A 13,012-nucleotide genomic window follows, 5' to 3' on the forward strand; every position below is an offset into this window, starting at 1 on the left:
GCAAGCTCGCTCCTGCATGAGCCCGCGTCAGGCCACATCCACGAGGACGATTTCGCTGTCCTCGCTGGCGGTGAAGCTGAGCACCTCCACATCGCGTACCGCCACGCCATCGCGGGCTTCGGCGGCGACGCCGTTCACCTCGTAACGACCCTTGGCGGCCACCAGATAGGCCTGGCGGCCTTTCTCCAAACGGTACTCGGCGCTCTGTCCAGCCTTGAGTGTGGCGGCTGCAAGCCGGGCATTGGCGCGGATATGCAGTGCGTCGCCACCTTCATCGATACCGCTGGCCAGGGTCACGAAGCTGCCGGCACGCTCGCCCTTCGGGAACGGACGGGCACCCCAGGAGGGGGCGGCGCCGTATTCGGTTGGCATGATCCAGATCTGGAAGATCTTGGTGGTTTCGTCTTCCAGGTTGTACTCGCTGTGGGCGATACCGGTGCCCGCGCTCATCACCTGTACGTCGCCGGCCTCGGTACGACCTTTGTTGCCCAGGTTGTCCTGATGGGTAATGGCACCTTCGCGAACGTAGGTGATGATCTCCATATCCTGGTGCGGGTGCGGCGGGAAGCCGGAGTGGGGTGCGATTTCATCGTCGTTCCACACGCGCAGCTGGCCCCAATTCATTCGCTGGCTGTCGTAGTAGCTGGCGAAGGAAAAGTGATGTCGAGCATTGAGCCAGCCGTGGTGAGCACCACCCAGTTCGGCGAAGGGGCGTACTTCGATCATGTTCGAGTCTCCTGTCTGCTCGCGGAGGGGGTTCTCCGGGAGGAATGGGTGGCATGATCAATCATCATATAACGCTGTAAAAGCGCAAATTATGCGGTTGTTCTATCTATAAAATGGATTGTTTTCCCGTCCAGTAACCTGCCGATGACGCCTTCGATGGCGGCTTGCGGTCCTATACTCCGGCCATTCCCGAACGACGGAGGTGAGTATGGATGAGCGCAAGGCCTTGCTGATCCTGCATGGCAAACAGGCGACCAACGATGAGGTGCGGGCGGCCGTCCAGGCGCGCCGTAAAGCGGGGTGGGAGCTGGCTGTCCGGGTCACCTGGGAAGGCGGCGATGCTCGGCGCCTGGTGGACGAGGCCCTGGCGAGCGGGTATCGCACACTCATTGCCGGGGGCGGCGATGGCACCCTGCGCGAGGTGGCCGAAGCCATGACCCTGGCAAAGGCCGACGCCAGCCTGGTGCTGTTGCCGCTGGGGACGGCCAACGACTTCGCCCGTGCGGCCGGCGTGCCCCTGGACCTGCAGGAAGCATTGGCGTTGCTCGACGTGGCACCGCGTGCGATCGACTTGGGCGACGCCGATGGCCACCTCTTCCTCAATATGGCTACCGGCGGTTTCGGCTCGAAGATCACGGCTAACACTTCGGAAGACCTGAAGAAGGTCCTGGGTGGGGCCGCTTACTTTCTCACGGGGCTGACGCACTTTTCAGAGGTGCACTCCGCTTTCGGGCGCTTCCGTGGGCCGGACTTCGCCTGGGAGGGGGAGTTCCTTGCGCTCGGCATCGGCAATGGGCGCCAAGCGGGCGGCGGTCATCCATTGTGCCCGCAGGCGGTGGTGAACGATGGCCTGCTGGACCTCTGCATCATTCCGGCGCCCCAGGATGTGGTGGGAACCCTGGCCACGTTGCTCTCTGGCGGTATCCTCGGGTTGGAGTCGGTGTCAGTCAGTGCGCGCTTGCCCTGGGTGGACGTTGAGGCGATGGAGGGGCTGGACCTGAATCTCGATGGCGAGCCGCTGGAAACGGTGCGTCTGCGCATCGGTGCGCGTGCCGGTGTGCTGCGAGTGCATCTGCCGGAGCAATCCCCGCTGTTGCTGCCGACTTGAGCGCCGGTGTGCTGGTGTCATGGGTTTGGCTGCGGCATGATGGCTCTGTGCCATGGCTTCAGCTTTCTGGCCTCCTGCCGAAATACTGCCAAGGCACTCCTGCCCACCACCGCATTGCAGCAGAGGACGTTCCATGGCCGGCATTCTCGACACCGTCGATCAACGCACCCAGCTAGTGGGTGAAAACCGGCTTGAAATCCTGATGTTCCGTCTCAGTGGTCGACAGCTCTTCGCCATCAACGTGTTCAAAGTGCAGGAAGTGCTGCAGTTGCCGAAGATGACTCTAATCCCGCAGCGGCATCCGGTAGTGTGCGGCGTGGTCAACTTGCGTGGCCAGACGCTGCCGGTGATCGATCTGTCCCAGGCCATCGGTATGCGCCCGCTGGTGCCGGATGAGCGCAGCACCATCATCGTCACCGAGTACAACCGTTCGGTGCAGGCTTTCCTGGTGGGTGGCGTGGACCGCATCCTCAACCTCAACTGGGAATCCATCATGCCGCCGCCAGGCGGTGCCGGTCGTCAGCACTATTTGACGGCCATCACCAAGGTGGACGAGCAGATCGTCGAAGTCATTGACGTCGAGAAGGTGCTGTCCGAGATCGTACCCATGAGCACCCGTGTTTCCGCGGATCGCTTGGAGAACCCGCTGCTGCAGATGGCGGTGGGGCGAGAGGTGCTGCTGGTGGATGACTCCACCGTCGCCTTGACCCAGTTGCGGGAAACCCTGTCGCAGCTCGGAATGCGCCTGCACATGGCCAGTGATGGCCTGAAGGCCTTGAAGATGCTCAAAGCCTGGGCCGATAGCGGCGAGGACATGACCGAGAAGCTGCTGATGATCTTCACGGATGCGGAAATGCCGGAGATGGACGGGTACCGCCTGACCACGGAAATACGCAACGATCCACGCCTGCGCGACCTCTATGTGGTGATGCACACCTCGCTGTCAGGCAGCTTCAACGACGCCATGGTGAAAAAGGTCGGCTGCGACAACTTTCTCTCCAAGTTCCAGCCCGACAAGCTGGTGGATGTGGTGATGGATCGCCTCAAGCGAGATCAATGAGCTTGAGCTGAGCCGGGGTGGCTGAGTATAAGGGGGGGGCTCGCTCGAACGCCGATCAGGAAGCTGGCCATGCTGCGTCTCTCCGCCCTCTATCGTTTTCCCATGAAATCCGCCATTGGCGAACCCCTTCAGCAGGCTCGGCTTGATGCCCTGGGCCTGGCAGGCGATCGTCGCTGGATGCTGGTGGATGCCGAAAATGGCCGATTCCTGACCCAGCGCGCCTTTTCCAGAATGTCCCAGCTTTCGGCGCGCTGGAACGCTTTAGGTGGTCTGACCCTGAGTGCCGAAGGGCTGCCAGCCCTGGATGTCGCGCTGCCCGAACCTGATGCGAACCTGCGTGGGACCTTCGTCTGGGGCTCCCCTATGCATGTGCCGGATGCAGGCGACGAGGCGGCGCAATGGCTGAGTGACTTCCTCGGCAAGGCGTGTCGCCTGGTGCATGTGCCGGACCACCGCGCACGGGATATTCCCGGCAGTCTGCTGCCCGAGGAGAAAGTAGGCTTCGCCGACGGGTTTCCGCTGTTGCTGATCGGTCAGGCATCGCTGGATGACCTCAGCGAGCGGGTAGGGCGACCGCTGGAAATGCTGCGTTTTCGTCCGAACCTGGTGGTGGAAGGCAGCGCGGCCTACGCCGAGGACAGCTGGAAGCGCATTCGCATTGGCGGCATCGAATTCAGTGTGGCCAAAGGGTGCAGTCGCTGCATCCTGACCACCATAGACCCGGCCACCGGAGAGCGGAGTGCCGATCGTGAGCCGCTCACTACCCTCAAGACCTACCGCGAGCGCGATGGTGAGGTGTACTTCGGGCAGAACCTCATCAACCGCAGCGCCGGCGTGCTGGATGTGGGGATGGAAGTTGAGGTTCTGGAGTAGTTCGAATCCCGTCAATGAAGAAGGGCGCTGATTTGCGCCCTTTCTCATGTATCACTGATCGTCGAAGTACCGCTCGTGCCAATCCACCAAGGGCTGCGGGGCGTTCAGTTTGTGCCCGTAGATCACGGAGTACGACAGCACGTTCTGCACGTATTGGCGGGTTTCGTCGAAGGGAATCGTCTCGACCCAGACATCGTAGGCCAGGTGGTCGGCCCCTTTGAGCCACTGGCGCACGCGGCCGGGTCCGGCGTTGTAAGCCGCTGAAGCCAGTACGCGGTTGCCGTTGAACTGGCCGTGCACCTGGCTCAGGTAGGCGGCGCCGAGCTGGATGTTGACGTCAGGGTTGAATGCCTGCTTTGGCGAAGCCAGCGGAATACCGAACTTGCGCGCGGTTTCCTTGGCGGTCGCCGGCATCAGTTGCATCAAGCCCATGGCGCCAACACCGGAGCGGGCGTCGGCCATGAAGGCGCTTTCCTGGCGAGTGATGGCAAATACCCAGCTGGAGTGCAGGCCGCGAACCTTTGCCTGCTGGGTCAGCGCCGAGCGGTGGGCCATGGGGAAGCGAATATCCAGGTCGTCCCAGTATTGGGCCTGGCTAATGGTGCGAATGGCCGGGAAGTACCACTGCATGTCGTAGGCGATCTTGGCCTGGGCCACCAGTTCGTCGCGGTCGAACAGGCGGCTGACGTGGTACCACTCGCGGCGACCGTTGACGATCTCGCCGCGATCATGGAACTCCAGCGCACGGCGGATGCCAGCGGTGTTGCGCACTTTCTGCATCACCTTGGGATCGAGGGCCAGCGGTTTGTTGTTCAGTTGGTAAGGTGCCTTGATGTGGTCGGCGGCCATGAAACCGTAGAAGTCGCGCTCGCGAGCGACCGGCTGATAGAGCGGGATCGGCTGCTGGCTCTGTGGCTGGGCCAGCTGCAGGCTGCGCGCCTGCCAGTAGCGCCAGCGGTTGGTCTTGGCCAGGTCTTCGGGCATCTGTCGGGTCAACTGGTAGGCGTCGTCCCAGCGGCCCAGGCGCAGCAACAGGCGTGCGCGCCATTCGCTGACCGTGTTGTCGCGCAGTTCCGGGTCGTACTGGGTCATGATCTTGAGGGCGCGGGAGTCGAAACGCTTGGCCAGGGTCAGGCCGATTTCGCGAGCGATGGCCACCTTCTCTTCCTTAGAGAAGGGCAGGCGCGCCGCATAGACTTCCAGCAGGCTCAGGGCTTTTTCCGGGTCCTGGCGAGCCAGGCGGCGCAGGCCAAGGCCGGCGGCATCCGCCGTGTGTCGGTCAGCCGGCGTGAAACGGGCGGTCTGGCTCAGCAACTGCGGCTTCTGTGCCACTTCCACCATGAGTTTGCCCTGGGTGCCAAGGCGCGGCATGGTCTTTACCAAGTGGTTGGCCAGGCCGTAGTTGCGCGCTTCAGCAGCCAGCTTGGCGCGCTTCCAGCGTAGTTCCTCGCTCAACTGCCCTTCGGCTTTCCACATGCCGAATAGCACGTCGCAGGCCTCTGGCTGGGACTTGCCCACCAGCCAGAGCTTTTCGGCGGTGGCATAGCCTTCCTTCTTCATGCCGTGTTTGAGCTGGTACTGGCCGAACAGGCAGTCCAGTTCGGTGAAGTTGAGCTTGGGGTCGTAGTAGTTGACGAAGGTCTGCCATTCGCCGCGTTCGGCCAGCCAGCGCAGCCAGCGCAATTTCATCCAGCCGGCCTGCGGCAGGTCGCCGTGCTCGGCGAGGAACTTCTCGATCTCCTCGTTGCTTGCCCATTTCAGACGGGCGGTCAACTCGTCGTAGGCCAGGTAGGGCTCCAGCGGGTAGTCACTCAGGGCGTTGGCGTATCGCTGATAGGGGCCCGAGTCACCCTTGGCCAGGGCTCGCTTGGCCTCGTCGTACATCAGGCGCTGCTGGGCGAGAGGGGCCGAGTAGGCCTGGCTGGCGTGCAGGCCTACCGTGGAAAGGAGCAAGCAGGAAAACAGGTTGAGCAGGCGACCGCGCATGACACTTCCGGGGCAGATATATCGTTATGAATGCCCGTTTCGGGGCATCGAATAGCGCCTAGCTTAGCCGTTAGGCAGGGGCGGTTAAAGCATTGCGCCAGCAGGCGAAACCGGCGGTAAAAATTGCCCGAGAGACGGTACCGCAAGTCGGGTAGAATGCGCGCCCTGATCCAGGAGGCCCCTCATGACACTGCTCAAGTTCACCGATGTATCCCTCGCCTACGGCGCCATGCCGCTGTTGGATAAGGTGTCCTGGCAGATCGCCCGTGGTGAGCGGGTGTGCATCATTGGTCGCAACGGCACCGGCAAGTCCAGTCTGCTGCGATTGGTCAAGGGTGATCAGTTCGCTGATGACGGCGAAATCTGGCGCGCTCCGGCGCTGAAAATCGGTGAGCTGCCACAAGAACTGCCGCTCGCTGACGATCGCACCGTATTCGATGTGGTGGCCGAAGGCCTGGCAGAGGTCGGCAAGCTGCTCGCCGAGTACCACCACCTGAGCCTGCATATCAACGACGAAAATGATCTGGCGCGCCTGTCCCGGGTTCAGCAGGACCTGGAGGCTCGCGACGGCTGGCGACTGCAGCAGTTGGTGGACAGCACCCTGAGTCGCCTGCAACTACCGGCGGACAAGACCCTCGCGGAGCTCTCCGGTGGCTGGCGCCGTCGCGTGCTATTGGCGCAGGCATTGGTGGCCGAGCCGGACCTGCTGCTGCTCGATGAGCCCACCAACCATTTGGATATCGGCGCCATCGCCTGGCTGGAAGAGGCCCTGCTGGGTTTCAACGGTGCCGTGTTGTTCATTACCCACGACCGTTCCTTCCTGCAGAACCTGGCCACTCGTATTCTCGAGCTGGACCGTGGTCATCTGATCGACTGGAACGGTGACTACGCCAGCTTCCTGGTGCACAAGGAGCAGCAGCTCGCAGCGGAGGAAGTGGCCAACGCCCTGTTCGACAAGCGCCTGGCACAGGAGGAAGTCTGGATTCGCCAGGGCATCAAGGCCCGTCGTACCCGTAACGAAGGCCGAGTGCGTGCGCTCAAGGCGATGCGCAACGAACGCTCAGAGCGCCGTGAGCGTCAGGGCAAGGCTACGTTCCAGCTGGAGGCAGCGGAAAAATCTGGCAAGCAGGTGATGGTGGCGGAAAACGTCAGCTTCGCCCATGCAGGTGGTGAGCCGCTGATCCGCGATTTCAACCTGGTGCTGCAGCGCTCTGATCGTATTGGCCTGCTGGGTGCCAACGGCACCGGCAAAACCACTCTGCTCAAGCTTCTGCTGGGCGACCTCCAGCCCACCGGTGGCAGCATTGAGGTCGGCACTCGTCTGGAAGTGGCGTATTTCGACCAGCTGCGTCACCAGCTGGATCTGGAAAAGACCGTAATCGATAACCTCTCCGAAGGCCGCGACTTCATCAGCATCGACGGCCAGAACCGCCATGTACTGAGCTACCTGGGTGACTTCCTGTTCAGTCCGCAGCGCGCTCGCACGCCGGTAAAGGCGTTGTCTGGTGGCGAGCGGGCACGACTGTTGCTGGCCAAGTTGTTCAGCAAGCCGGCGAACCTGCTGGTGCTGGACGAACCGACCAACGACCTGGATGTGGAAACTCTGGAACTGCTTGAAGAGGTGCTGCTGAACTTCCCTGGCACTGTGCTGATGGTCAGCCACGATCGGGCCTTCCTCGATAACGTGGTCACCAGCACGCTGGTGTTCGAAGGGCAAGGCCGCGTTCGCGAGTACGTCGGTGGCTACCAGGACTGGCTGCGCCAGGGCGGCTCGCCGCGTCTGCTGGGTGTGGGTGACTCGCGGGAGGCGAAGGCCGAGGCGCCCAGGGCTGTCGAGCCTGCTCCTGTTGCCGTTGAGGTACCCAAGAAGAAGCTGAGCTACAAGTTGCAGCGTGAGCTGGAGGCCATTCCCGGGCAGATCGAGGCTCTCGAAGCGGAGCAGGTGAGGGTGCAGGCGGAAGTCTCCGATCCGGCCTTTTATCAGCGCCCAGCGGAGCAGACCCGCATGGTGCTGGAGCGCCTGGATGACGTGCAGAAGGAGCTGGACCGTCTGATCGAGCGTTGGGCGGAGCTGGAAGACAGTTGAGGAAGTGAGCCGGAGAGCCCATGGCCATCGAATACCGCATAAGCCTGGATGACCTGCATGAGTTCAGCTACCGCATCGAGCTGGACCGTGCGTATGACCCGGCGCGAGCAGAAGTCGCGCCGAAGTGGACGCGACTGGAACATCAGCAGTGCAGCAACTGCCCGCTAAGCCGGAATGCCTTTAGTCATTGCCCGGCGGCGGTGGATTTGCACCGGGTGATCGAGGATTTCCAAGGCCTGCCAGCCTTCAAGAAGGTACAGGTCTGGGTGCGTACCCCGGAGCGCGAGTACACCAAGCTGGTGGGGCTGGAGGAGGGGTTGCGTGCCCTATTGGGGGTGATCATGGCCACTAGCGCCTGTCCGGTGCTGGGCAAGCTCAGGCCCATGGCGCAGCAACACTTGCCGTTCGCCAGCAACCAGGAGTTCATCCTGCGGGCCGTTTCGCTCTATCTCGCGCGGCAGTACTTCAATCTCCGCGAAGGACGCCATGCGGACTGGGAATTGAAGGGGCTTGTACGGCTGTTCCAGCAGCTGCAACTGGTGAATCAGGCCTTCTGGCAGCGTATCCACGATACCTGCGAGGGGGACTCGAACCTCAAGGCGTTCCTGACCTTCTTTTCCATGGCTTCCAGCATGACTTACTCGCTGGAGACTCAGTTGCAGAAAATCCGGCCCCTGGTGATGAGCGCGGGCGAAGGCTTCGACTGAAGCCCTCGCCCGTCGGATTACTTCAATCTATTCAGGGTTCTTCAGGCGCACCGCCAGCACGTCGCAGGGGGCGCCATGGAGGACATCATTGGCGGTGGAGCCGAGCAGCAGGGCGAGACCGTGGCGACCATGGCTGCCAACGACGATCAGGTCGCAGCCCTGCTCCTCCGCGAGGCGGTGGATTTCCTGCCGTGGCTGGCCGTACGCCAGGTGGCGCTGGTCAGCAGTCAGCTCGGAGTAGATGCCGGCGAAGGTCTGCAGCCGTTCGCGGGCCTGCTCGAACTGCTGCTGCTGGAGCATGGAAAGGTCCATGGGTACGTCACCGCCGAACGCCATGGCCATGGGCTCGACTATGTGCACCAGCGACAGCTTGGCATGGCTGGCCTGGGCCAGCGCCTGGGCACGACGCACCACGGGATGGCATTCATCGGTCAGGTCGACAGCGACCAGAATGTGCTGGTAGGGCATGGGTGACTCCTCCTTAAGGTTGCGCATGATCACAAGTATGGCTGGCCGAAACGTTTAACACAGGCTTTTGCGCGGGGATAACCTATATGACCTTCTGGATCGTCCTATTGCTCCTCCTGGCGGTGCTCAGTCCCTTGGTCTGGCTGGTTCCGTCGAAGGGGCAGCGGGGGCGCATGGAGCTGCGCCTGCAGGCGCGGCGCATGGGGCTGGCCATGCAGCTGTCGCGCCAGGACTGGCCCCACTGGCTGGTCCAGGAGCCGCCGCATTCCTGCGCCCAGTACCATCGGCCGCGTTTGCGTGGACGCGAGGCCTGGTGCTATTGGCAGAGCGAACCCGGCACATGGCTGAACCAGTGGCGTGAGCCCTGCGAGGACGCGACATTGCTGGCACATCTGGGCGCTCTGCCGAAGGACGTCTACAAGGTTGAAGCAAGTTCGCAGATGGTTGCCCTCTACTGGGGCGAGCGTGGCACGGTGGAAGACCTACAGCGCATCGCCGACACGCTGAAGGCGTTGGCCTGAGGAGCGGGCGCAATGGTGTCGCCGTTGCGCCGATTGCCAGTGCTTCAGCTCTGGGCGGCCGAATAGCGGGCGGAGACGTTTTCGAGGCCGTCGATGATGCGGTCCGAGTACTTGTTGATAAGGAACGGAACGCTGTTCTCGTTGTAGTGCTTCAGCGATTTTTCGATGTAGCGCCACTTGGTACTGATGCCATCCAGCGCCTGGCGGATTTCCGGAGTGTTCTGCGGTGCCTGCTCCAGGCTGGCGAGCTGGCTGGCGAACTCGCCGGCCAGTTCGTCGATGGCCTTGCCGCCGTTGCCACCAATGAAACTGCCACCGATGGAGGCGCTGCGTGAGGCGTAGTCCACCGCTATGGACTGCATCAGCAGGCTCTGGTCGCGGCTACGCTGGGTCAGGGGTGGGACCTGGGTGGCGCTTTCCTGCTGGATTCTCGTGTAGAGCTCGTTGGAGAGCTCCATGAGGCGCTTGTTGCGCTCGGTCAGGTCGGCCACCGGCTGCAGGTCGGTATAGCCCTGCTGCTTGAGGGAGGTGACCAGACCGGTCAGCTCGCTGTTGTAGTTCTGCCATTCCTGCGCCAGCTGCGCGCGCAGGGCCTTCGAGGCTTCTCCGGGCATTTCCCCCAGTTCGTTCAGGCGGGCATTCGCTTTCTGCACCGACTCGTCGATCAGGCGCGCGTAGCGCTGGTCGCCTTCCATGCCGTTGTACATATAGAAGTCGCCGAGGCTGCGCTGGGCGGCCAGGCGCATCTGATGGAGCTTGAGGAGGCTGTCCGCGGGGGTGGCTTGGGCGGAAGCGAAGGCGGGAAGGGTAAGCAGGGTACCCAGCAGAATGGCAAGCAAGCGGCTCGTCATTGGTGCTTCTCCGTGGGCCATTGGCCTTGATTGTTGTTGTTATGGTGCTCGAAACCTGGCGGGTGCGAGTGGCACGAATGTACCCGTGGCGCAGGCAATTTGCCAGCGGCGTTCCGGGGACTTTTCCGTCTATCAGCGGTGATCGTGATAGGTCGTGATCATTCGCGTGAATCTTCGTCTGCTTCCGTGTCCACCTGGTGGCGAGGCTGGGGGCAGAGCCTTTCCATTGTGGCTGGTCGGTCACGTTGCGAGATTGACAAGAGCGGACTTTTCCCTGAATCTCCGCTCACCCAAATCAAACGGGCGTATGAATCGAGCGTTTGTCTTGTCAGACGCTTCCGATGCAGCCCGATTATCGCGTCGGTGGGTGTGCCGGACCGATCAGGACTATGCTCCGGCAGCGCCGGAAGCGAGTCCGCCGGCTGGTTCTGACGCGTACAGTCCAGTTTCCCAAACCGTGGAGATCAGTTGATGATTTACGAAGGTAAAGCCATCACGGTTAAGGCTCTTGAGGGCGGTATCGTCGAACTGAAGTTCGACCTCAAGGGTGAGTCCGTCAACAAGTTCAACCGTCTCACCCTGAACGAACTGCGTGATGCAGTCGCAGCCATCAAGGCTGATGCTTCGGTCAAGGGCGTGATCGTCAGCAGCGGCAAAGACGTATTCATCGTCGGCGCCGATATCACTGAATTCGTCGACAACTTCCAACTGCCTGACGAAGAACTGGTGGCCGGCAACCTCGAAGCCAACAAGATCTTCAGCGCGTTCGAAGACCTCGAAGTTCCCACCGTTGTCGCTATCAACGGCATCGCCCTGGGTGGCGGCCTGGAAATGTGCCTGGCAGCCGACTATCGCGTGATGAGCACCGTCGCCAAGATCGGCCTGCCGGAAGTCAAGCTGGGCATCTACCCAGGCTTCGGCGGTACCGTTCGCCTGCCGCGCATCATCGGCACTGACAACGCCATCGAGTGGATCGCCTCCGGTAAGGAAAACCGCGCCGAAGACGCCCTGAAAGTCGGCGCAGTCGACGCCGTGGTCGCTCCCGAGCTGCTGCAGGCCGGTGCCCTGGACCTGGTCAAGCGCGCCATTGCCGGCGAGCTGGACTTCAAGGCCAAGCGTCAGCCGAAGCTGGAAAAGCTCAAGCTCAACGCCATCGAACAGATGATGGCCTTCGAAACCGCCAAGGGCTTCGTCGCTGGTCAGGCCGGCCCGAACTACCCGGCTCCGGTCGAAGCTATCAAGACCATCCAGAAGGCCGCTAACTTCGGTCGTGACAAAGCTCTGGAAGTGGAAGCCGCCGGTTTCGTGAAGCTGGCCAAGACTTCCGTCGCCACCAGCCTGATCGGCCTGTTCCTGAACGATCAGGAGCTGAAGAAAAAGGGCAAGCAGTACGACGAAGCTGCCAAGGACGTGAAGCTGGCTGCTGTTCTCGGCGCTGGCATCATGGGTGGCGGCATCGCCTACCAGTCCGCCTCGAAGGGCACGCCGATCCTGATGAAGGATATCCGCGAAGAGGGTATCCAGATGGGCCTGCAGGAAGCGTCCAAGCTGCTCGGCAAGCGCGTCGAGAAGGGCCGCATGAAGCCTGAGAAGATGGCGGAAGCGCTGAACGCGATTCGTCCGACCATGTCCTATGGCGACTTCGGCAATGTCGACATCGTGGTCGAGGCTGTGGTCGAGAACCCGAAGGTCAAGCACGCCGTGCTGGCCGAAGTGGAAGGCCATGTGCGTGAAGACGCAATCATCGCCTCGAACACCTCCACCATCTCCATCAGCTACCTGGCCAAAGCCCTGAAGCGTCCGGAGAACTTCGTCGGCATGCACTTCTTCAACCCGGTGCACATGATGCCGCTGGTGGAAGTGATCCGTGGCGAGAAGTCCAGCGAAGTGGCCGTTGCCACCACCGTTGCCTTCGCCAAGAAGATGGGCAAGAACCCGATCGTGGTCAACGACTGCCCCGGCTTCCTGGTCAACCGCGTCCTGTTCCCGTATTTCGGTGGCTTCGCCAAGCTGCTGGAGTTCGGCGTCGACTTCGTACGCATCGACAAGATCATGGAGAAGTTCGGCTGGCCCATGGGCCCGGCCTACTTGTCCGACGTGGTCGGCATCGACACCGGCCACCACGGCCGCGATGTGATGGCAGAAGGCTTCCCGGATCGCATGGCGGTGGAAGGCAAGACGGCCGTCGACGTGATGTACGAAGCCAATCGTCTGGGCCAGAAGAACGGCAAGGGCTTCTACGCCTACGAAACCGACAAGCGCGGCAAGCCGAAAAAGGTTACCGATCCGGTTGCCTATGAAGTGCTGAAGTCGATCGTCAAGGAGCAGCGCGAGCTGACTGACGAAGACATCATCAACTTCATGATGATCCCGCTGTGCCTGGAAACCGTACGTTGCCTGGAAGATGGCATCGTATCGACCGCTGCCGAGGCCGACATGGGCCTGATCTACGGTATCGGCTTCCCGCCCTTCCGTGGTGGTGCGCTGCGCTACATCGACAGCGTCGGTGTGGCCGAATTCGTAGCCATGGCCGACAAGTACGCCGACCTGGGCGCGCTGTACCACCCGACCGCCAAGCTTCGCGAAATGGCCAAGAACGGCCAGAAGTTTTTCGGCTAATTGAGCG

At 62.0% G+C, this 13,012-nt stretch carries 11 protein-coding genes; 7 read left to right on the forward strand and 4 right to left on the reverse strand.

Going from position 1 to position 13,012, the window contains the following annotated elements:
- Positions 1-27: 27 nt before the first annotated feature.
- Positions 28-726, reverse strand: a complete 699-nt coding sequence (locus E8F20_RS07615) for a pirin family protein (protein WP_028629494.1) — start codon at positions 724-726, stop codon at positions 28-30.
- Positions 727-934: 208 nt separating this feature from the next.
- On the opposite strand from E8F20_RS07615, the gene yegS reads away from it, so the two are divergent.
- The 3 genes from yegS (at position 935) to E8F20_RS07630 (ending at position 3,767) form a co-directional block, all read left to right on the forward strand.
- Positions 935-1,834, forward strand: a complete 900-nt coding sequence (gene yegS, locus E8F20_RS07620) for a lipid kinase YegS (RefSeq protein WP_280283222.1) — start codon at positions 935-937, stop codon at positions 1,832-1,834.
- Positions 1,835-1,967: 133 nt separating this feature from the next.
- On the forward strand, positions 1,968-2,894 hold the full coding sequence (locus E8F20_RS07625) for a chemotaxis protein CheV (RefSeq protein ID WP_280283223.1): 927 nt from the start codon (positions 1,968-1,970) through the stop codon (positions 2,892-2,894).
- Between the two features lie 69 nt (positions 2,895-2,963).
- Positions 2,964-3,767 (forward strand): MOSC domain-containing protein, encoded by an 804-nt coding sequence (locus E8F20_RS07630; RefSeq protein ID WP_280283224.1) that lies wholly within the window; start codon positions 2,964-2,966, stop codon positions 3,765-3,767.
- 51 nt (positions 3,768-3,818) lie between these two features.
- On the opposite strand, the gene E8F20_RS07635 is transcribed toward E8F20_RS07630, so the two are convergent.
- Positions 3,819-5,753 (reverse strand): transglycosylase SLT domain-containing protein, encoded by a 1,935-nt coding sequence (locus E8F20_RS07635; protein ID WP_280283225.1) that lies wholly within the window; start codon positions 5,751-5,753, stop codon positions 3,819-3,821.
- Between the two features lie 184 nt (positions 5,754-5,937).
- On the opposite strand from E8F20_RS07635, the gene E8F20_RS07640 reads away from it, so the two are divergent.
- Both E8F20_RS07640 and E8F20_RS07645 read left to right on the forward strand, forming a co-directional pair.
- The gene (locus tag E8F20_RS07640) at positions 5,938-7,839 is read left to right on the forward strand and encodes an ATP-binding cassette domain-containing protein (protein ID WP_280283226.1); all 1,902 of its coding nucleotides are present in this window, start codon (positions 5,938-5,940) and stop codon (positions 7,837-7,839) included.
- A 20-nt stretch (positions 7,840-7,859) separates the two neighbouring features.
- A complete protein-coding gene (locus E8F20_RS07645) occupies positions 7,860-8,546 on the forward strand; it encodes a hypothetical protein (protein WP_028629488.1) in 687 nt (228 codons plus the stop codon).
- Positions 8,547-8,573: 27 nt separating this feature from the next.
- Here E8F20_RS07645 and E8F20_RS07650 read toward each other — a convergent pair whose 3' ends face one another.
- Positions 8,574-9,014 carry a universal stress protein gene (locus E8F20_RS07650; RefSeq protein WP_028629487.1) on the reverse strand — a complete coding sequence of 147 codons (441 nt, stop codon included), beginning with the start codon at positions 9,012-9,014 and terminating at the stop codon, positions 8,574-8,576.
- Between the two features lie 86 nt (positions 9,015-9,100).
- Between E8F20_RS07650 and E8F20_RS07655 the strand changes: the two genes are divergently transcribed.
- A complete protein-coding gene (locus E8F20_RS07655; RefSeq protein ID WP_280283227.1) occupies positions 9,101-9,535 on the forward strand; it encodes a hypothetical protein in 435 nt (144 codons plus the stop codon).
- 44 nt (positions 9,536-9,579) lie between these two features.
- Here E8F20_RS07655 and E8F20_RS07660 read toward each other — a convergent pair whose 3' ends face one another.
- Positions 9,580-10,386 carry a hypothetical protein gene (locus E8F20_RS07660; protein ID WP_280283228.1) on the reverse strand — a complete coding sequence of 269 codons (807 nt, stop codon included), beginning with the start codon at positions 10,384-10,386 and terminating at the stop codon, positions 9,580-9,582.
- A 471-nt stretch (positions 10,387-10,857) separates the two neighbouring features.
- Between E8F20_RS07660 and fadB the strand changes: the two genes are divergently transcribed.
- Positions 10,858-13,005 (forward strand): fatty acid oxidation complex subunit alpha FadB, encoded by a 2,148-nt coding sequence (gene fadB, locus E8F20_RS07665; RefSeq protein ID WP_280283229.1) that lies wholly within the window; start codon positions 10,858-10,860, stop codon positions 13,003-13,005.
- The last annotated feature ends 7 nt before the right edge of the window (positions 13,006-13,012 follow it).

This window comes from Pseudomonas sp. BN415 (genome assembly GCF_029871195.1).
Lineage (GTDB): Bacteria > Pseudomonadota > Gammaproteobacteria > Pseudomonadales > Pseudomonadaceae > Metapseudomonas > Metapseudomonas resinovorans.